Source organism: Candidatus Nitrosocosmicus agrestis, from assembly GCF_008389435.1.
GTDB classification, from domain to species: domain Archaea; phylum Thermoproteota; class Nitrososphaeria; order Nitrososphaerales; family Nitrososphaeraceae; genus Nitrosocosmicus; species Nitrosocosmicus agrestis.
In genome coordinates, this window is record NZ_VUYS01000003.1 from 59,973 (window position 1) to 80,099 (window position 20,127).

General features: G+C 33.3%; 20 protein-coding genes, 1 tRNA gene and 1 pseudogene. 12 read left to right on the forward strand and 10 right to left on the reverse strand.

From position 1 onward, the window contains the following. The first annotated feature begins 3 nt into the window (after positions 1–3). From F1Z66_RS02225 to F1Z66_RS02235, 3 genes and pseudogenes are all read left to right on the forward strand, one after another. A complete protein-coding gene (locus tag F1Z66_RS02225) occupies positions 4–618 on the forward strand; it encodes a hypothetical protein (protein WP_149861974.1) in 615 nt (204 codons plus the stop codon). 82 nt (positions 619–700) lie between these two features. Then, positions 701–825 (forward strand) — tRNA-Gly (locus F1Z66_RS02230). A gap of 461 nt (positions 826–1,286) precedes the next feature. Continuing rightward, positions 1,287–1,823: pseudogene (locus F1Z66_RS02235) on the forward strand (VOC family protein). A gap of 111 nt (positions 1,824–1,934) precedes the next feature. Here F1Z66_RS02235 and F1Z66_RS02240 read toward each other — a convergent pair. The 5 genes from F1Z66_RS02240 to F1Z66_RS02255 all read right to left on the reverse strand — a co-directional run bounded on the left by F1Z66_RS02240 (position 1,935) and on the right by F1Z66_RS02255 (position 5,318). Next, positions 1,935–2,786, reverse strand: coding sequence for an ABC transporter permease (locus tag F1Z66_RS02240; RefSeq protein WP_159357558.1), 852 nt, complete (start codon positions 2,784–2,786; stop codon positions 1,935–1,937). Next, positions 2,770–3,768: an ATP-binding cassette domain-containing protein gene (locus tag F1Z66_RS02245; RefSeq protein ID WP_149861976.1), complete on the reverse strand. Its 999-nt coding sequence runs from the start codon at positions 3,766–3,768 to the stop codon at positions 2,770–2,772. The genes F1Z66_RS02240 and F1Z66_RS02245 overlap by 17 nt, the downstream gene beginning before the upstream one ends. 91 nt (positions 3,769–3,859) lie before the next feature. Beyond that, positions 3,860–4,450 (reverse strand): FAD-dependent oxidoreductase, encoded by a 591-nt coding sequence (locus tag F1Z66_RS02250; RefSeq protein ID WP_159357557.1) that lies wholly within the window; start codon positions 4,448–4,450, stop codon positions 3,860–3,862. Next, on the reverse strand, positions 4,413–4,658 hold the full coding sequence (locus F1Z66_RS15760) for a hypothetical protein (protein ID WP_159357556.1): 246 nt from the start codon (positions 4,656–4,658) through the stop codon (positions 4,413–4,415). The genes F1Z66_RS02250 and F1Z66_RS15760 overlap by 38 nt, the downstream gene beginning before the upstream one ends. Before the next feature lie 6 nt (positions 4,659–4,664). Further along, the gene (locus F1Z66_RS02255) at positions 4,665–5,318 is read right to left on the reverse strand and encodes an FAD-dependent oxidoreductase (RefSeq protein ID WP_149861978.1); all 654 of its coding nucleotides are present in this window, start codon (positions 5,316–5,318) and stop codon (positions 4,665–4,667) included. Positions 5,319–5,617: 299 nt separating this feature from the next. Here F1Z66_RS02255 and F1Z66_RS02260 point away from each other — a divergent pair, with 299 nt between their 5' ends. The 3 genes from F1Z66_RS02260 (at position 5,618) to F1Z66_RS02270 (ending at position 8,787) form a co-directional block, all read left to right on the forward strand. Beyond that, a complete protein-coding gene (locus F1Z66_RS02260) occupies positions 5,618–7,018 on the forward strand; it encodes a hypothetical protein (RefSeq protein ID WP_149861979.1) in 1,401 nt (466 codons plus the stop codon). A gap of 221 nt (positions 7,019–7,239) precedes the next feature. Continuing rightward, positions 7,240–7,521, forward strand: coding sequence for a hypothetical protein (locus tag F1Z66_RS02265; RefSeq protein WP_149861980.1), 282 nt, complete (start codon positions 7,240–7,242; stop codon positions 7,519–7,521). Between the two features lie 801 nt (positions 7,522–8,322). Beyond that, on the forward strand, positions 8,323–8,787 hold the full coding sequence (locus F1Z66_RS02270; RefSeq protein WP_230207418.1) for a transcriptional regulator: 465 nt from the start codon (positions 8,323–8,325) through the stop codon (positions 8,785–8,787). A 73-nt stretch (positions 8,788–8,860) separates the two neighbouring features. Here F1Z66_RS02270 and F1Z66_RS02275 read toward each other — a convergent pair whose 3' ends face one another. Then, on the reverse strand, positions 8,861–9,364 hold the full coding sequence (locus F1Z66_RS02275) for a hypothetical protein (protein WP_149861982.1): 504 nt from the start codon (positions 9,362–9,364) through the stop codon (positions 8,861–8,863). An 87-nt stretch (positions 9,365–9,451) separates the two neighbouring features. Between F1Z66_RS02275 and F1Z66_RS02280 the strand changes: the two genes are divergently transcribed. Further along, entirely contained in the window at positions 9,452–9,952 is a 501-nt protein-coding gene (locus F1Z66_RS02280; protein WP_149861983.1) for a CopD family protein, read from the forward strand. A 33-nt stretch (positions 9,953–9,985) separates the two neighbouring features. Here F1Z66_RS02280 and F1Z66_RS02285 read toward each other — a convergent pair whose 3' ends face one another. The 3 genes from F1Z66_RS02285 to truD all read right to left on the reverse strand — a co-directional run bounded on the left by F1Z66_RS02285 (position 9,986) and on the right by truD (position 12,594). Continuing rightward, positions 9,986–10,750: a hypothetical protein gene (locus tag F1Z66_RS02285; RefSeq protein ID WP_149861984.1), complete on the reverse strand. Its 765-nt coding sequence runs from the start codon at positions 10,748–10,750 to the stop codon at positions 9,986–9,988. 165 nt (positions 10,751–10,915) lie between these two features. Next, on the reverse strand, positions 10,916–11,173 hold the full coding sequence (locus F1Z66_RS02290) for a hypothetical protein (RefSeq protein ID WP_149861985.1): 258 nt from the start codon (positions 11,171–11,173) through the stop codon (positions 10,916–10,918). A 122-nt stretch (positions 11,174–11,295) separates the two neighbouring features. Continuing rightward, positions 11,296–12,594, reverse strand: a complete 1,299-nt coding sequence (truD, locus tag F1Z66_RS02295; protein WP_149861986.1) for a tRNA pseudouridine(13) synthase TruD — start codon at positions 12,592–12,594, stop codon at positions 11,296–11,298. A gap of 159 nt (positions 12,595–12,753) precedes the next feature. Between truD and F1Z66_RS02300 the strand changes: the two genes are divergently transcribed. The 4 genes from F1Z66_RS02300 (at position 12,754) to F1Z66_RS02315 (ending at position 18,418) form a co-directional block, all read left to right on the forward strand. Next, positions 12,754–13,647, forward strand: coding sequence for a hypothetical protein (locus F1Z66_RS02300; protein ID WP_149861987.1), 894 nt, complete (start codon positions 12,754–12,756; stop codon positions 13,645–13,647). A gap of 149 nt (positions 13,648–13,796) precedes the next feature. Continuing rightward, a complete protein-coding gene (locus tag F1Z66_RS02305; RefSeq protein ID WP_149861988.1) occupies positions 13,797–15,974 on the forward strand; it encodes a CDC48 family AAA ATPase in 2,178 nt (725 codons plus the stop codon). Positions 15,975–16,053: 79 nt separating this feature from the next. Beyond that, positions 16,054–17,280, forward strand: coding sequence for a Ppx/GppA phosphatase family protein (locus F1Z66_RS02310; protein WP_159357512.1), 1,227 nt, complete (start codon positions 16,054–16,056; stop codon positions 17,278–17,280). A 79-nt stretch (positions 17,281–17,359) separates the two neighbouring features. Continuing rightward, positions 17,360–18,418, forward strand: a complete 1,059-nt coding sequence (locus F1Z66_RS02315; protein ID WP_149861990.1) for a tyrosine--tRNA ligase — start codon at positions 17,360–17,362, stop codon at positions 18,416–18,418. 111 nt (positions 18,419–18,529) lie between these two features. On the opposite strand, the gene F1Z66_RS02320 is transcribed toward F1Z66_RS02315, so the two are convergent. Further along, the gene (locus tag F1Z66_RS02320) at positions 18,530–19,348 is read right to left on the reverse strand and encodes a class I SAM-dependent methyltransferase (protein WP_149861991.1); all 819 of its coding nucleotides are present in this window, start codon (positions 19,346–19,348) and stop codon (positions 18,530–18,532) included. A gap of 103 nt (positions 19,349–19,451) precedes the next feature. Here F1Z66_RS02320 and F1Z66_RS02325 point away from each other — a divergent pair, with 103 nt between their 5' ends. Continuing rightward, complete coding sequence (locus F1Z66_RS02325; RefSeq protein WP_149861992.1) at positions 19,452–20,099, forward strand: hypothetical protein; 648 nt, start codon at positions 19,452–19,454, stop codon at positions 20,097–20,099. The last annotated feature ends 28 nt before the right edge of the window (positions 20,100–20,127 follow it).

Below are 20,127 nucleotides of genomic sequence, written 5' to 3' on the forward strand. Positions count from 1 at the left end.
ATCTTGTCAGATAATGCTTTTACCTATGGTAATTTAATATTATTATATTCTAACTTTAACTATGAGAATGTAGGCCCAAAACCAGATAGTTTTAGACCTAGTGGTCAATTAACTTATATCGATCTTCCTGATTTCGTTAAAGCTCGAATCACTTTGTGTATTAATACATTTGATATAATTATGAAATCTAAGCCTGATAAGTTTCATACTAAAGTCATTCTGATAGCCGATAGTCAATTTAGCCAAATAATTGTTAATTATTTGAACCAGAATGGTGTATCGAGTCAGTATATCGAACAAGACAATACCTCAAAAAGTATTGAATCTGTGTTAAATAATCTAAATGCTCGGATTAATACGCTTAATAACCCTCCGGCTATTTATTTTGTTGGATCTGTTTGGCAAAAGGAGGTCTTCGACTCTATTATAGTTTCAAATTTTAAAGGTAAATTAAAGGTGGTTTTTGAAGGTGCTCTAGATCATCGACCTTATGATCTTATCCAGAGGGACAAGTTGACGGAAGAACCAAAGAAAGGTTCGAATTATTATAAACAGAAGGTTAAAAACAAAGCCATTGATTCTTTGCTCAATTACATTTTTTCAAATAAGAAAAAGTAAAAGAGCGATAACCACTTCCTGTTAATGTTGATGTACAAGTCAGAAAAGTTAATATCAGCATCAATCAAAAGGAAATGATGTTGCGGTCATCGTCTAGTTTGGTTAGGACACTGGCCTTCCATATATATTATTTATGTGGAGAAAGCCCGTAACCCGGGACTTTGTCGGAATTCAGACAAAGCGGGAATTCAAATCCCGGTGACCGCATATAAAGTAATATGATCTCTCGTGATATTGAATCTAGCGTTCATTGGTGACTTAATCTAAAAATATTGAAAATGTGACTTTGATTTTAAACTACAATATGGAAGTTAAGATTTTAGATAACTAAATGAGGCGTCTATGATGAATTGAAAGTATTGTCATAAATATATTTACAAACGAGGTTGTAGTAGTATATCGATATTAGTTGTAATTCCCTTCATTCAAATTATTTATTGATGATTTTCAAGTTTTTTTATTACTTGATCTCATAGAAATACCCCTGATTACTTATTCTGCCTTATTTTAAACATACTTTAATAGAACTTTCAAAAAATTGCAATTTCTCTTATACTGGGAGGGAAAAAAACTACTCTAAGATCCACGATAAGATTGATATGTTGATTAGGTTTGGATATACATTTGCTCTCCTACCAATTTTTATATCTTTATCTTAGAGTTATTAAATGAGTGAATCTAATCTTGTTAAAACTACTGAGCAACAGCCTCATGATCAAAGAATCTGTCCATGCTTGTGGTTTGATTCACAGGCCGAGGATGCCGCAAACTTCTATGTTTCAATTTTTAAAGACTCAAAGATTGTGGGTGTCACTCGATATGGTAAGGAGAGATTTGAAATTCACCATATGAAAGAAGGAACAGTAATGACTGTAGAATTCCAACTATAGGGACAAAAATACCTCTGATTAAATGGGGGTCCATTATTTCAATTTAATGAATCTATTTCCTTTCAAATTGCATGTGATACTCAAGAGGAGATAGATTATTATTGGACCAAACTTTCAGATGGAGGAGATACCAATGCACAACAATGCGGTTGGTTAAAGGACTGATATAATCTTTCATGGCAAGTAATCCCTAGGTTTTTATCTCAAATGATGAAAGACAACAACGCACGGAAATCCCAGAGTATTATACATGCAATGTTACGCATGAAAAAGATCAATATTCCAGATCTACAGGCTGCATATAATAATGGATGATTTGTTACAATATGTCCCTATCCGAATATCTTTATTTTGATATACTAACAGATATTTTCGGTGTCATTTCCGCCTTTTAGGATTCCATCAGAATTTTCAAAAAAAATAGTTTTAATCGATCTTCAAGGTCTTGTTTGCCACAACAAGACCAGTTAGTGTCATAATACCTGCAAATATTAGCAAATAGTAAAAGTAGATCCAGTTGACACCTGAAAGATTTCCGGATATAATTATTTCTCTACCAAACGATGATGAAAATGAAACTGGATTGAGATTAGATATAAAAAGCATCCAAGGTGGAAAATTGTCATTTGGAAATAAAGCAGTGCTTGCGAACATTAAAGGTAAATTTATAAAATTCGATATAACCGTTGGAATCTGCCAGTCAGAACTGGTCATCGTTAGAATGAGATATATGGAAGATAAACCCAAACTCAGCAGCAATAATGAAATCATGAACATTATGATTCCGTACGCGTCTGGGATTTGAACCCCTAAAATTATCACTCCTAGAAATACTATAGGTACTTGAAGCATACCTCTTGAAGTAGCTCCAAATACTTTTGATAGGAAAATAATATAGTTCCTCGTCGGAGAGACCATAATTCTTCGAACATATCCAGATTTCTTGTCTTGGATTAAGCTTAAGGAACTAAACATTCCTACAAACAGCATAGATGTAGAAAGTTGACCGGCAAGCAAAAATGCAATGTAATTGTCGGTATGAAAAAAGTCTTGAAGGAATTCGAGGGGTGCAAAGGCAAAACTACTTCCAAAGAATACTATCCATAATAGTGGCTGTACTATACTGAGTACGATTACGGCAGGATTTCTGAAAGTATTTTTTATTTCTCTTACATAAAGACCAATGAATTGATTAAAAGACCTAACGATTTTAAACAATGAGATCGATTTTTTATTGTCCATTTTCTTATTCTTGGTTATGTTATCGTACAGTTTCAATCTCTTCAAATCTCTTTCCGGTGAGCTGAAGAAATATTGACTCTAAATTGGGTTTTTCGATCTTAATTGATTCTATATTATTACTGTTGTTAACCGTAATTTTTGAAATCAATTCTGACAAAATAGTCTCAGCGCTATTTACTCTAAACCTTAGTTTCATTGATTTATCTATATCTGGTTTGATACTCTCTGCATCTTTTGGCAATCCAATCTGAGAGATTTCTAATATTCCTTCAATTTTTAGCAAATGGTCAAATTCAAATGTATTAAAAAAGGATATTTCAATGATGTCTCCCATAGAAAGCGATTTCAATTGTGTAGGTGATCCTTTCGCAATGATTTTGCCATTGTTTATGATTGCTATGTTGTCGCATAACGCATCTGCCTCTTCGATATAATGCGTTGTAAGAAAAATTGTAACTCCATACTTAGAGTTAATATTTTTAATTAGCCTCCATAATAGTTTTCGAGTACTTACATCTAGTCCAATCGTAGGTTCATCCATAAATAAAATTTTAGGATCATGCAACAAGGCCATTATGATCTCTAGTTTTTTTTTCATTCCCGTCGATAATTTCCCAACTCTTTTTTGGTCTACATCTTTTAACTCCAAGTATTCAAGAAGATTAGTAGCTTTTTCCTTCCACCCTTTACCTATATTGTGTAACCTTGCTTGAATGTGTATGTTCTCCATTACTGTCAATGACTCGTCCAGTATCACTTCTGAGGAAATCCATCCTATGTTCTCCCTAACTTTAAGTGATTGTGTATCTGCATCATGACCCGCAACATACGCCTTCCCTTTGGTCGGTTTGGTTAAACCCGTTAATATCTTTATAAGCGATGTCTTGCCTGCACCATTAGGTCCCAGTAATCCGAAAATGCTCTCATACTTTATTACTAGATCCAAATTATCAATCACCCTAAGGGAACCATATATTTTTGAAATCCCTTTGCATTGTATGGCGAGATTCTCAGTCATGGGGGAAATATACCGAACCAAAAAATGCTATCATTATTTAATTTTCTAAACTAGATAAATACTTTGGTCCTATTTGGACCAAATAAACAAGTCAGTTTAACATGTATGGTATATCTGAACTACTAGTGGGATAACTATACAAAGTACTATTTCTAAGGTCAGAAGTAGTCAATCCTAGCTTGATTGCAAGCGAAAATATGTTAATTACTTCTTCTGCATGAGGACCTATCAAATGTGCACCTAAAATTTTGTCTGTTTCGTTATCAATTAATACTTTGAATCCGGAACAAGTTTCACACATGCGTTTCGAAGTGTACCCATTAGAAGTATCTTGATAATTTACTCGAAAGTTAAACCCGCCTTTCTTGAGTTCCATTTCATTCTTCCCAACGGATGCTAACGCTGGAATGGTAAATACCACTCTTGGTATCTCATCATATTTCGCTTTAACCGTGTTTCCACTCAGCAAATTACTAGCAACAAGTTCTCCCTCAAACCCTGCCTTGGGAGTTGCATTTGGATTTTTACTTGCGACAACATCTCCTGCCACGTAAACATCTGGATTTGATACACTTTGTAAGAAATCATTAACCAATATCCCATTAGACGAAGATTTGACATTGCCTTTTTCTAGATTCAAGTTTTTAATGTTTGCTATTCTTCCAGCACCATGTACGATCAAATCCGCCGAATTGAATTGACTGATATTTTTCCTTCCCATCAATGGTTTCGGGATTCGAATTAACCAATCGAGCTAAAATTCCTTCACTCCTATCCTCTAATTTTGATTTTTGGATACTTTCTATTGTGGTGTTCATAATCACGTTAATTCCAACGTCCTTGCATTTTTGTAAAAGAAGTTTCACTAAAACCGGATCAAAATGATTCAATGGGCTCTAACCTCTATGTATTATAGTTATCTCTTTTACTCCTGCTCTAGCTGCAATATGAGCGAATTCAAATGATATAAATCCGCCTCCAATAAAAATAATTTTATTTGGCAATTTCTTATGCTCAAAGGCGAGAAATTGATCGCTTGTTGTAATCAATTCCGAACCTTTCATCATCAAGTCAACAGGCTTTGTCCCAGTGGCTATTACTATTTTTTTCCCATAGATGGTTGATTCCCACTCTACCTCTGAATCGGAATTTCTTTCCGAGCGTCTTATAATTCTTATATCATTTGAACCTTTAAACTCTGCTTCGCCGTGATATGTATGGATACCGTCCTTCATGTAATCATTTTCTCTTTGGATTACAAAAGGTTCTGTAAAATTTTTCTCGAACCGAATTAAATTTGACCACTGTATTTTTAAGTACTCTGGAATAAAGATGCCTTTATTCCGATACCTGGCATGGGCATCGACAACTTTGGCCGCTTCAACTAGGATTTTTTTAGGCTCACATTCGCGTAATGCACAGGTTCCACCGAACGGAAGGGAGTCAATTATGGCTAGATTCCACCCTTTAGACCTTATCGTTTGAGCAACAGTAGTTCCCGCAGTGCCAATTCCTATTACTATTAGATCATATTTTTCTTCAGCTTCCAACTTCTATTGTTTGAATTCCAAATTATAAAAAAATTCGAACCCGATGGGTAGTATGACCTGAGAAAAAGGTTAAATGAAGTTTACAAGTTTACACTCTTACTTTCTAAATTTAATATTATCATAAAAATCTTCTTTTTGATACATATTTTTTCTCGAAACTCTTGTATCGCATTTCTGATATGTCAAACTCAGATAGTTTATCTGGAGCTGTGTAAATTTGTTTAAAATATGATCTAAACAATTTCTAAGGATAAACAATTCTTATGAATTAAAATTTTTTGGTTTTCTATTAGTGCTTTTTGAGAATCTCTAACAATTATAAACTGTATGTTGTTGCTACTATACCATTAACTAAAAACATGAACGTTGAAACGTCTCTCAAGAATATTGACGATGGGTGGTATTTTTTTATCGATATTGTTGGTTCATCCAATCCAAATTTATCTATCACTTGCCAATTAGAAAAAATCAACAAAATAAAAGGTTTGATAGCGAAATATCTCGAATCAGTAGGGGAGCCGGCTATTTACAAGTCCTTTACAGGTGATGGTATGTTAATTGTATTCTTAAGGTACGAATATCCTTTAGACCTTTCTATTTTTATTCATAAAAATATCTTGGAATTTAACTTGGTGGTCTTAGAACCTGAGAAGATTTTTGTAAGAATAGGTATTGGTTTTGGATCTTTTTTGTCATTTCAGGATGGGGTTCATAAAGAATTTGCCCCATGGGGACATGAACTAGTCTTAGCCAGAAGAATAATGGATATTGCAAGACCAAATCAAATACTTTTGACAGACTTTGCATATCAGAAAGTTAAAAATGATTATTTGTTTAACAAAAACAAATACGGTTTATGCCTTTATGATAAGGGTAAAATAATGTTAAAGCATCACAATGAACTTGAAAATGTTTATTCCTTCTTTAAAGAAGGCGAATATGGCAACAATTCTGATATCGAATTTAGTTTAGATCTCAAACCCCTAATTCTATATCAAAAATTTGATGACACATTTGTAGCACCTATTCAAAATTTTTGTGAAGCAAGATTTGGTACGATTCTGGGCAAATTTCGTGATTTAACTAACCCATCTAAAGGATTGGAAATTGGCTTATTATCTACAGGTTTAATATATCAAGTTCTTTTTGAGAATGGCCAAGAGTATGTATCTGCTACATATTTGCCCCCTGGAGAATATTGGGAAATCCAAAATAGTGAGCCCCTTAGCTTGCTAAGTCATCAGGAAAAGTCATTAAGAAGGCTAAAACAATCAAAATTAGTTAACAATTTCAGATTCCTTATTATGGAGAAAGAAAAACTAGATAATGATATACGAGACAATCAGAACAGCTCCTTACTTTTCATCAAATGGCATTCTGAAAACAATGTAAATCTGTTCTTTATTGATTCCTCTGAAATTAACACAATACTTGTCAAATATCCAAAAATAGTTCATAACGTTGGATTGGGCTTTTGGGATGGAAAATATGTACTTCAATTCGGGCCTATTATGGAGTACATTAATCCGAAGGATAAAATTCATCCATTGATGAGAAGGCGGTTTTGGCTCCATGCTCATGGGAGTGAAACATATAATCAAACTAGCCAATTTTTTAATGAACTAATTAATTTAGCAATAAAAGGCAAGATGATCAAAGTTGATCATAACTACTACAACAAAATCATAAATGGAAAATGATTTGGTTTTTTTAAGAATAGTACTTTAATGTATTTGTTTTTTAATTTTTTTGATAAGTTCAATGGATCTATCAAAACATTAATGAAAATATCTTCACCGAGTCAGTGCAATCCAATAAATCTATTTCGCCTATTGATACATCAGCAAAATCTTAATCAAGTATTTTTGTATAAAATTATCAATTAGATAATACTTTTATTAGCACAGGTGAAATAACAAGTATGGATTTCATTAGCCATAATCTCAAAAGGATGAATCAAAAATTTACTGTAAATTCTGCCGATCTGAATTTTATTCCAAAGAAAAATTTGTCTGAACTCGAGCAGTTGAACAATAAGATGATGGATTCCATGCGTATTAAATTACAAAACCCTGATGGAACATATGGTGACCGCAGCAGTTTTCAAAAAATGGTTGATCAAACCCTTGGCCATGATTTATCCATAGTTTCGGAATTGACAAGAGATTATCTCGAATCTAAAAAGAAAAAATTGGATGAGTAGATCGAGATTGACTGAACCGTCAAGTTAGAATAAGGAACTTTTTATTATCTGTGAATGATGGTAAGTGGGCTATATCCACACCTTTTACGATTTTGAATGTATTATAATAAAACTAGGCAAATAAGATGTCACCCGAGGTGATCTGACTTTATGGATAGCAATCCAAATTCTAACCCCTTTCAATAATACCTTTATCGGTCTATTTTGAATATTCTCTACGTTTTGTAAAAAAATCGAGGTTTCATAAGGGTATGGCCTTTTTAATTTTTTCAGAAAAATCTTTCAATTCATTTGAGCAATTTGATTGTGTATCTATTTGTGTTCTGCCTTTTATTGATAAGTTGAGCCTGATTTTCCCTTGTCTTCATATGCCATCAGTATGTCAAATATCGTATGAAAATACTATTAATACATTATAATCAATGTTCCTAACAATACTGTCAAAATTTGTTACTTATGAACAAGTTGAAGTCACGCAGTCTGTACTTTTCTAGATCGACGAAAGAGTATATAAATTAAATGGGTGTAATCTTTTTATTTTCTTACATCCTTTTGGATAGCATCATCAAATGTTATATATGATACTTGGAGAAACTTACTCCAATAGCTATATGACAATTACAATCTGTGTTGATTGAATTTAATAGTCTGGATTCTCGCACCTCCACCGATTGAATTAACTGGCATTTCCTTCATAGTGGAACTAATCGTATATCGTACAAATATGGGGTTGCTGTATAATAATTATAAATGGAAATTACCATAAAGACATTTATATCATTTTGTTGTTTATACTATGTTTTGTCATCTGAAATTATTGGTTCAAAATTGTCTGCTCGTTCTAAAAGTGATCTCATTGATAAAGTGTTTGAAGCAATTACCACAAGTGGTGAAGAGGGTGTTTTTCAGACCGAGTTGTGTAAATCTTTTTCACTAGATAGTAGAGATGGATCAAGATTGGTGGGTAATTTAGAAAAACAGTCTTTGATTACACGTGAAAAAGCTCTCTATCGTGGAAGATGGACATACAAATTAGTAGTAAAAAAAACTATATCCATGGAATCTGAAGAGCCACGACCTATCGACGTCAGCATGGTGGAGGGAGCCCCGTGTCTTTGTTGTTCTTATCAACATTTATGTTCAAATGAAGATGAATCAAATCCATATAGTCCCGCAAAGTGCCAGATTATAGAAGAGTGGATTGTAACTTCATTTGATAAATTTATGATAAATCAACAACATGATTCCTCACCAGAATATATCTGACATTCGATAAACAGTTTTTAAATTAATAAAAATTATTTTTTTTAATAAAAATAAATTAAATAAAAACCATTAACTACCATGTTGCATTAAATGTCTTTGGAGCTGAGCTAAATCCTGATTCAATTATTGCATTACCGTTCACAGACCAATCAATGTTTTGCATAGTTTGATTATTTTGTACAAGATTCATCCTAAAAGCTTGATCCGAAATGGGTGTTTCAATTATTGAACTAATGTTTGTGTCAGTGTTAGAAAGTAATTGTGGTCTTCCATTTACAGGAATGTCTATAAAAGATTTTGAATACTCCCCTAATGATTTGCCATCGGCAATTAATTCATAATCGATCTTTGAAGTTGTTAAAGCTTGACTGGTAGGATTCTTGATATTAAAAACGACATTTAGAGTAGCTGTATTGTTGTCATCAGAAATATCTTTGAGCTCTACATTTTTGATAATAATGCTCACGGCCTCCAGATCAGGCAAGGTTATTGTTAATATTAACGGTAGTAAGACGATGACTCCTACTATGACTATAACGGTACCTATTAATACTAATCTACGTCTGCTTAAAAACAATTCTTATCGATTTTATTTGTAAAGTATTGGTATTAAAAAACTTTGTTTATAGTAATATATTATGGAGAATGCTAAATACATTCGCTGATGAATATTTTTGACCCTGTAATTGTATGGATTCACTTGCTGTTTTCATCAATCTGGGTTGGCGGTGCTGTCTTTTTGGGGATTGTTTTGGCTCCATTCTTAAAGAAAACCATACCTGATGCAAATCAAAGGGTATCTTTTATGGTTACAGTAGGAAGGAGGTTTAATTACTTAGGTGGTTCATCTCTAATTATACTTGTAATTACCGGTATATATAACGCTAGGACTTTCTTCAGTCAACCAAATCTATTTCTCGAATCAAATTATGGCTATATACTACTGACAAAAATTATCTTGGTGAGTATCATGTTTGCAATATATGTAATTCACATAAAAATTCTAAACAAAAATGTAGAACAAAAAATAGTTGAAAAGGATGTGCCAGATGAATATTTTACAATTCTGAGAAAACGAATCATAATACTTGGTAGAATTACGGTTGGATTGTCCATCTCTATTTTGTTTCTGGCAGCGCTCTTAGATAGAGGTTTTAGTTTGTAACAATTTTAATAGATTCCATGTCTCTCTCCATTATTATTTGAAATTGTTTTGAATCATTAGTGATTTTATGGCCTTTCCTGTGTATTTGTCATCATCAAGAGTAATTGAAACTTTATCTTTTGTCTTAGGATTCAGGTCGATAATGACGATCTCGTCATCAACCATTACTTCAACAGTCAATATTCGTCGAGTAAGGGAAATGTCTTTTATTTCCACATAAATATTCATAAGACTGCTTTTATCCTTCATTGACAAGTTCATTAAAAAATATAATGCATTGATAAATGATTCTAATAGTGAAAATGTAATTGCTTCATAATCTGTCCTTTTAGTTTGATTGTTTTCAACCTGATTATTTTTTATTTCGTGCTTTTCAGAACTTTGAGATTCTGATTCTGATGACGATACCTCGTTTACAATTTTTTCTGTAATGTTCCAATATATTTCTCTAGTATCTGAACTGAGTGTGTCAAAAATTTTTACAAAATCTTGAATGATTGACTCTATTGATAACTCTAAAACATTATTTTCGAGTATTTTTAACGATACGTTTACAGTGTGATAATTAAATTCGTGACCCATGAATTTGGTAAATAGCATTAACCTCCCATATCTTATATAATGATGATTACATCCTGATATTCTATTGACTAATCTTACAAAATAATCCACCGAAGATTGATTTGTTCCTATGCAATTTAGCTTTGAGATAATTATTAACTTCATGATCTTTTTGAAGTAATGTTGAAATTGATCTGGGTGATCACTAAAATCATAATTAACTACTTCTATTGCCAAGACTTGTACTTTATCGTTTAAAAACCTGATTTATAATTTTTTGACTTTGACTTTTGCGATTTTTATATTTGGTTAGTTATTAGTTACCCCTTGAAGATATCAGAGATAAAGAGTTTAATTTATTATTATCTATTAAAGGCATACATATTATAAGAATTTTATATTTCAAGGTCTATACCATTTTGAGAATCTATCCTCAGCGGTAAGCTTATTCTTGAATTGTTTCAATAAAAATCCTAAAATAATGTGGTATTTGTAAACGAATGACATTCCAATTGTAATGATACCTGCCAAAACAAATCTAATCCCAATTTCTTTAAATCCTGCTGTGAATGCATTAACAAACCAATCAATCATTATGAATGCTATCCCAAAAAGCATTACCAAAATCCCTACTGTAATAAATGCTTTAAATAATGGCAAATCTGTCTTTTTTGATATTTGAATTCTCCATCCTAGATGTATCTATTATTGCATGGCAGATAATTATGTCTATATGTACCTGTCGATTCGTAAATCCAGATCACAGAACTCATTATCGAGGTCTAAAAGCCTGCAAGAATGGGGTCAGGGGGTTTCATCAATTCTCTCAACAGAGAAGTAGCATATGTCCCTTTAGGGGCAGAAAACTGAATTACTAAATGCTCGCCTTCAGCGAAATATGCAAAATCTTTACAAAAATAACTTGCTTGTCTAAAACCACCGGCTTCGCTCAGCTCTTGCATCTCCTTCACAAAAAAATCTTTTGAATTTACTGACTCTTCGTGCATTATTTCCCTAACCAATTTGTCGAATCTATTTTTTCCAGGCTGGAATGAATATCCTGGTAATCTGATAACGGGAATACCTTGAATCTTGTCTTTTCCAAAACTACTTCCTGAATACTTGCGAATTTTGCCAAATTCTAGATCATTCTTGTTTATATCAAAACATAGATCACCATCCTTTGGAATAATCAATGAAAATTCATTTTCAATTGCCGTACTTAAAGTTCTATTAAATAAGTAAGCCTGATATGCTTGAACAAATAATCTGCGAATAGTAATTGGAACAGTCCTAAGTACCTTAATTGATTCACTTCCATTTATAATCTCTCGAGCTAGATTTCTTTCAATATCCATTCCCTTAGGGATTTGTTCTAACAAAGAAGGGTTATTTTTAACATCTTTGAGTTTTTCCCTAATTTCTTTACTATATTTAGTATCGTAAGTACTCGTATAGGTTAGTAATAACTCTACTGCTTCATCAAACCTACGCTTTATTATAGATTTTCCAACCAAGTGAGTCACTAGTCTCTCACTTCCAAACCTCTGTAATCCATAATAATTCCCTATTTTATCAATTTCTGAAGCAAAATTATTCAGGGTCTTTGAATTAGCTTTAAGTGGATTAGTAATTTTTATTCTAAATGCATTGCCAATTAGAAAGTTTTTTCCTATGGGTCTTTTTGCAAATCCCAGAAGTGTCAGTTTTATTTGGTTAGTAGTGAAATCTTTAATCGCTTGTTTTGTACCTTTTTTGAATCTATTTGATGTAGCATACTGGATAGTGGTTGCCTTTGCATCTTTTAGGCCCACAATCTTCAAGATAATGCCTGTTCTTCTCCTTATAAGGAATATAGCGTGTGCAGAATCAATACCATTTTTTTCTAATTGATAAAATGGAAATATGTGGGTATCGTCTTGAACTTTCTGTATACTGGCAAGATATTTGCTGCTAAGTAATTCCTTGACCTGAAAGTCTTCATTTTTTTTCTTGATTGATCCTCCAATACCTTGACTGCTTGTAGCATACAAGTTAATTCCTGCAAGCCTGTCTATAGAGGGGGAAGGATTTGAGATCATGAGGATCTTGTTCTTTCAGATTCAAATAAATAGGATACAAAGAATAAAGATAAAATCATTGATAATTATTTTCTATAAGAAATTAGGCTAATATAAAACCATATCTTTTATTCAGTAAAACATAAATCGTATTTTGCGTATATCAATCAAGAGTAATTAATGTTTAGAAGAATAATCCATTCCTTAGGAAGTGATCATAGAATATTTGGAATACCGAATAACAATATTATTATTAATGATGCAAAACAATTATTTCTTATTACGCTTTTGTCTGTTTTTTTGATTTCTTCATATATTTCTATTAATATGAATTTTGCTAATGCCCAACTAAATTTTGATGATTTTATGAAGCAAACTCAAAAAAGTATTCAATCTACTATTGAAAATAGCAATAACAATGATAATAACGACAACAATGAGTGTAACAACAACATTTCTATTCAATCTCAAACAAACGATAATGGTAAAACTACAAGTACTACACGAAGTACTTGTGATGACAAAACAACTACAAGTACGACCACCAATAATGGTCAATCAAATGCACTAAACAAAGACTTAAACGGCACTATATCGAGTTCAGAGATTAACCCGGTCAATGGTACTGTCATAAATAGTTTATATGGAAATTGGTCCCTCTATGCTCGAGATAACGGAAGTAAGGACTTTAATGCAAGTTTTATCAAACAATCTAATCATCCTATTGATACAACCGCCACAAATGTAACTAATACTATCACTCCTAGCAATACACCTCAGAATAACGAAACATCTGGGTTAACATCGACAAACACCACATCATATAGTTTATCTAATTTCTTGGCAAATTCGGTCCAACAACAGAATAGCGACGTTACGTATTCAGGAAAAATAGATGTCATAAAAGAGACTCGCTCTATTAACGCCACCGTTTCTAACGAAACAAACAACTTTAAAGGTGTTGGTGTCTCAATTTCAATCGCTGACAATAGAATCTTAATAGTTAACTTTGATTCCGCTAGTCCACTTTACAAAGAATTTGAAAATATTCCAGTTATAGGTTTGGTAAAGTAGCGGGAATTTTGGTTTAAAGTTTTGTGATTCTCTGGCCTAACTTTTATTTCATCTTTTTGAATCATCAGAGGATACAATAGTTGCCAAATTGTGCAGTTTGATTTACAAAAGTGTATAAGTAGTATGTTATTAAATATTAAGTAGTAATCATGTCTCAGAGTAATACTCTTTCTTTAAAGGTGCTTGAAGCATACACACGAGATGTTGGTCGTGGTGTTGCCAGAATTGATTATGATTCTATGGATGCTTTAAGCGCATCTACAGGTGATGTCGTGGAAATTAGGGGGAAGCGCAAGACAGTTGCAAAATGCTTACCTCTTTATCCTTCAGATGAGGGTAAGGGCATTATTAGAGTTGATGGTTTAGTTAGAAATAATGCCGGTGTAGCGATTGGTGATACAGTAATTGTTAGAAAAATTAAAGCAGTTCCCGCAGAAAAGGTAATTGTAGCACCATTAGAAGCTATTCCACCAATAGATGAACGATATCTAGCAGATGCTCTTGAAAGTGTACCACTTATCAAAGGTGACAACGTTATGGTACCGTACTTTGGTGGTAGACTTACTTTTCAAGTTATAGGTGTTACACCTGGACCTGGTGTAGATGCTGTTTTAGTTACACAAAAAACCGTATTTCACATTGCTGAACGTGGAGAAACACTGCGTGGAGTACCACAAGTAACTTATGAAGACATTGGCGGACTAAAAGATGAAGCACAGAAAGTTAGAGAAATGATAGAGCTTCCTCTAAGACATCCTGAAATATTTGAAAAATTAGGTATAGAAGCTCCTAAAGGAGTGCTGCTTTATGGTCCACCAGGAACTGGTAAAACATTATTGGCAAAAGCAGTTGCCAATGAAAGTAATGCTCATTTTGTAAGTATCTCGGGCCCAGAAATTATGAGTAAATTCTACGGAGAATCAGAAGCAAGATTACGAGAAATATTTAAAGAAACAAAGGAAAAGGCTCCTTCTATAATGTTTATAGATGAAATTGATTCTATAACTCCAAAGCGTGAAGAAGTAACAGGCGAAGTTGAGAGAAGAGTAGTATCTCAATTATTATCTCTAATGGATGGTTTAGAAGCTAGAGGTAAAGTTATTGTTATTGCAGCCACAAATAGACCTAATGCCATAGACCCAGCATTAAGAAGACCTGGTAGATTCGACAGAGAAATAGAAATCAAGGTTCCAGACAAACGTGGCAGGTTAGAAATCCTTCAAATCCATACAAGAAACATGCCATTAGACTCCGATGTAAACCAGGAAAAAATAGCATCAGTAAGTCACGGATTTGTTGGTGCTGATTTAGAATATCTGTGTAAAGAGGCTGCTATGAAGTGTCTAAGAAGATTACTGCCTGAATTAAATCTTGAAGAGGAGAAAATCAACCCTGATGTATTAAACAAATTAGTTGTTACGATGAATGACTTTGAAAATGCTATAAAGGAAGTAATGCCTTCCGCAATGAGAGAAGTGTACCTTGAATCCCCCGATGTAGAGTGGATAGATATTGGTGGGTTAGACGAAGTAAAAAGAGAACTCCAAGAAGCAGTGGAGTGGCCATTAAGATATCCTGACTTGTATACCAAATTGGGTCACTCTGTTCCTAAGGGAATCTTGATGCATGGTCCATCAGGTACAGGAAAAACAATGCTTGCCAAAGCAGTTGCTACAGAGTCTGAAGCCAACTTCATAAGCGTAAAGGGACCTGAGCTGCTTTCAAAATGGATCGGTGAATCAGAAAGAGGAATTAGAGAAATTTTTAGGCGAGCAAGACAAGCAGCACCATGCGTTGTTTTCTTTGATGAAATTGATTCTATTGCTCCTATAAGAGGGATGGAAGGAGTAAACGCGGGTACAGAAAGAATGGTTTCACAATTGCTAACTGAGATGGATGGTATTCAAGAATTAAATGGTGTAGTTATAATAGCTGCTACGAACAGGCTGGACATGATTGATAGTGCATTACTTCGACCTGGAAGGTTTGACAAAATTGTGTTTGTACCAAAACCAGATATTAGTACAAGGCTTAAAATACTCGAAATTTATGCAAAAGAAAAGCCTCTAACTAGTGACGTCAATTTACAAAGAATTGCAGAACTCACTGATGGCTTTAGTGGTGCTGATATGTCCGCAGTCGCAAATACTGCTATCTCATTAGTGCTACACGAGTACCTTCAAAAATACAGCAATCCTGAAGATGCAGCAAAACATGCCTCTGAGGCTCATGTTACTATGAAGCATTTTGAGGATGCTGTAAAGAAGATAAAGACCCAAAGAGATATGAAACCAGGCGAGAAGCTTACTTTGTCACAGTATAGGTAATCTCCACCTTTTTATTTATTTTATTCTTGGGAAAAAATCAACTCATCTATTTCAAAAAAATTAATTTATTAACTGTTATTTGAAATCTGATATATTGTATCAAGGCTATTTGGAAACCAAGATTAAAGAAAGTCTTGCAATAATTGACCTTGGGTATAATTCTATCAAAGTTTCTATTTATGATATTTACAAAAATGGACATTATAAGAAACGCTTTCAAAAACAGGAATATGTACAAATTGGACATGAATTAAACAAAAACAATAATCAGATTCCAGAATCTAATATTGGGCGTACAGCCAAAGCTGTGGAGATTTTTAAAAAAGAGTTAAAGAATGAAGGTGTAGATAGCTTAATACCTATCGCAACGAGTGCTGTGAGGGATGCGAGTAATCAAAAATTCGTAGTGGAAGAGTTGAGAAGACAAACTGGAATTTCGTTTAATATATTATCAGGACCCGAAGAGGGATTTTTTTCTTATTTGGGTGCACAATCTTATATTCATGTACCACACGGTTTTTTTTTCGACTTGGGTGGTGGTAGTTTAGAATTGATGCATGTTGTTGATTTTAAGATAGTAAAGACATTGTGTTTGGATTTAGGTGTATTACGGTTATCTGATAATAATGTTGTTTACAATAATCGCCGTGACGATGTTGATGGATCCAACTCCCGCATTAATTATGAAAATTTGGAGTCTTTTCTTTATAGAACCATTCCATCCATGAGTCAATTAGGTTTATCTGGTGTTAAAGATTTAAAATTGGTATCAATTGGGGGGACAGTAAGAACACTATACAAATTCGTCTCTCGAATGTTTGAACTTCCTGTTTCTTATTCGCATCAAAATATGGTTCTAAATAAAAGAATGATGCACCTTACGAATAAATTTCTTGGACAACTTTCACTAGATGAGTTATCTAATTTAAAACTAATTGAAAAGCAGAGATCTAAAACCATCACAGTAGGAAGTTTTGTGGTAAAAATATTGATGGAAAAAATGAAATTCGATAGTTTATTAATCTGTCCTACTGGTCTGAGGGAAGGAGTTTTAGAACATTACCTTTATTTTAAAATGGATAAGCAATATCGTAAGAGAAAAAAGTTTGTTGAAATAAATAGTGAACCACTATTTGTGATCGAAAACAACGGGAATAATACTTCGAAGACGAATAACGAAGTATCTATAAAATCTAGTGAATATGCAGATTTGTTTAATAAAGGCAAGTCATCGTCCTTGTTGGAATCCAATACCTTTGCTTTTCCTAGAAAACTAACCAGTTTCAAGATAAATAGGTTAATTTAAGAAGAGACTAAAAATTTTAAATATTTAGAATCGGATTATGTTTGTTAATTTATAATATTCTATAGCATAAACTCTTTAAATGGATGTTGTCACTAGGGCTGAACTAATACAGAGGCCTCCAACTGAAGAAGTCGTCACCAAGGAGGAATTGATCACATTGTTAAAAAATAAGTCCTCTCCCAATCATTACATAGGTTTAGAAATTTCCGGAAAACTGCACTTGGGCAGCTTAATATTGACGGGGTTTAAGTTAAACGATTTTATAAAAGCAGGCTTTAGAACTAATGTATTTTTAGCTGATTGGCATACATATATCAACAATAAACTAAACAATGATTGGGATCTGATCTCCAATGTCTCAAAGTATTATGAAAAAGCATTTAGTTTTTTTTGTCCAGGGGTGAACATACTACATGGAACAAAGCTCTATGAAGAAAACAAAGATTACTGGAAGAATTTTGTTCTTTTTTCTAAGCAAATAACTCTTTCAAGAGCTCTCAGGTCGCTCACCATAATGGGTAGGACTGAACAAGATTCATTGGATTTTTCGCAACTTTTGTATCCATCAATGCAGTCTGTGGATATCAAGGCGATGGATCTAGATATCGTGCATGCAGGAACAGATCAGAGAAAAATTCATATGTTGGTTAGGGAGGTTTTCCCAAAACTAGGTTGGAAGGTTCCAGTTTCTGTTCATCATCACATACTGCCTGGATTAACTGATCCTAATATGTCAACAAATTCATCAATTGAACGAAATTCTGAGGATGCTAAAATATTTACAAAAATGAGTAAGAGCAATCCGTCTGGAAGTATTTTGATTCATGATAATGCTGAAGAAATTTCAACAAAAGTTAAGAAGGCGTATTGTCCATCTAAGATAACTCAAAATAATCCTATTTTGGAAATCATAAACTATGTTATTTTTCATGAATTTGAGGAGTTTATATTGGAAAGACCTACAAAATATGGTGGAAATATTTCTTATTACTCATTTGACGAACTCAAAGTGGATTTCGAAAATGGCCGGATTCATCCCATGGATTTGAAAATGTCAACCAGCATATACTTGGATAAGATTATAGCACCAGTCCGCAATTACTTGGAAAATGATTACAGGAAGACTTTTCAGTCGTAATATTGAGAATAATGGTGATTTTTTACTTTTAGAATCTCTCTTTAAGCAGTATATTGAATATCATGAGTTTTGAGTTACAATCATAATACTATAACATTTTCACGAGTTCAATCAACACAGAGCTGAAATATTTAATCTAACGTAATCGATGATCCATTTGTTACTGAGGCTGGAGAATTTGGTTTGTAATGCTTTTTCTTGTAAAAAGGCGTCTACAAAAGCATTTCTTATACTAGAGTCTTTATCAAGAGGTAAATAAGATAAATAAGGTTTCATTACTACTGTTTGCATAAACAGTTTGTATTCTTCCAACCTGGAAAAATGAGCAATTTTTTTAGTCAACGTCGTCTTTATGTTACTGAATCCAATTTTTTCTAAAATCAACCGAGTCTCTTCATCTGAGGCAAAATTCCATGGTGTCACCCAATCAGTAAAATATCTACTGAATTCATTTTTCTTTCTTACTTTCTCCAATAATCTGTGAGTATCTCTCAAATTCCCCTTACCGCCACACTGAACAAGTATCTCTCCATTGTCTTTTAGGATTTTTCTAAAATTTGAAAACAATCTATAGTGGTCCGCAATCCAATGAATTACTGCATTGGAAAAAATGACATCTACTCTTTCTTCCAGTTCTACAAAGGAGATGTCTGAGATAACGAACTTGATGTTCTTTACATCACCTAGATTGGATTTTGCCGTGTTAATCATATTTTGATCCAAATCAACAGCATATAATTTGCCTTTTGGAACAAGATTGGATAGAATTTTTGTAACTCTACCACTTCCACATCCTGCATCAAGTACCACCTCATCACCATTCCATTGTCTGCAAGATAAAAGCTCTTGAGCCCATGTTTCTTGAACATTTGAAACTTTGTGATAAGTCTTGGCATCCCAATATCCATAACAATGTTCAGTTTCTTTCACTTGGTTTCTCCCTAGTCGATAGGACTAATAAGTAAGTAAACCTTTCAAATTGCGAACACTTTGTAAACCATTTTATAGGCTCAGATAAATAGTCCATATATTTATGAATACAAAGGTTATTTATGCAGTGGGCGCGGGTATCATAATCATCGGAATTGTTTTTTACTTTCTCTTTAATTCAGGATTTTTGGGACAGAACTCCAATAATGATGATATATTAACATCTCCTGTAAACACAACAGAAGGTGATGCTACTGAACCTATTTCTTTACCCTCTCAGGGTACTGGAAATACCCAAATGACTCCTCAGCAGCTCAATAATCAGAACCTTTCCATTGCTATTAATTCCGTCAAGATTGTACCAGTAAATAACGAATCAAGATTGGAAGTTGCGTTTAATGCATATAATCCTAATAAAGGATCAGCAATACTTGAAACAGTTACTTATAATGTATTTGTGGATGGAGTAAGATTGAGTTCAGGAGACCTGGGTTCTAGGACAGAGGGTTTTGTAGATTCTCTTGAATCGGTTTATACGATAATTGGAAATCAAACAATAGTGTTAAGAGATAGAGAACCCTTAACCGAAGAAGGGCTGAAATTCTTTGATTCTCAAGGAAATTGGATTGGAGGATCTTCTAATGCGACGCAATTTGATGTAAATGGTACATATTTCTTTACGCTTAACCGGGGTAGTGAAACACAAGCAAGGGAGAATTCGTTTAATTTCCAATATCCAATCACTTCCTGATTTCTTCTCATTGTTTTATACAAATTGT

Coding starts and splice junctions, on each gene's coding strand:
- F1Z66_RS02245 (WP_149861976.1), bottom strand. CDS start 3,768: ATGACTGAGAATCTCGCCATACAATGCAAAGGGATTTCAAAAATATAT.
- F1Z66_RS02265 (WP_149861980.1), top strand. CDS start 7,240: ATGGATTTCATTAGCCATAATCTCAAAAGGATGAATCAAAAATTTACT.
- F1Z66_RS02280 (WP_149861983.1), top strand. CDS start 9,452: ATGAATATTTTTGACCCTGTAATTGTATGGATTCACTTGCTGTTTTCA.
- truD (WP_149861986.1), bottom strand. CDS start 12,594: ATGATCTCAAATCCTTCCCCCTCTATAGACAGGCTTGCAGGAATTAAC.
- F1Z66_RS02300 (WP_149861987.1), top strand. CDS start 12,754: ATGTTTAGAAGAATAATCCATTCCTTAGGAAGTGATCATAGAATATTT.
- F1Z66_RS02305 (WP_149861988.1), top strand. CDS start 13,797: ATGTCTCAGAGTAATACTCTTTCTTTAAAGGTGCTTGAAGCATACACA.
- F1Z66_RS02315 (WP_149861990.1), top strand. CDS start 17,360: ATGGATGTTGTCACTAGGGCTGAACTAATACAGAGGCCTCCAACTGAA.
- F1Z66_RS02325 (WP_149861992.1), top strand. CDS start 19,452: ATGAATACAAAGGTTATTTATGCAGTGGGCGCGGGTATCATAATCATC.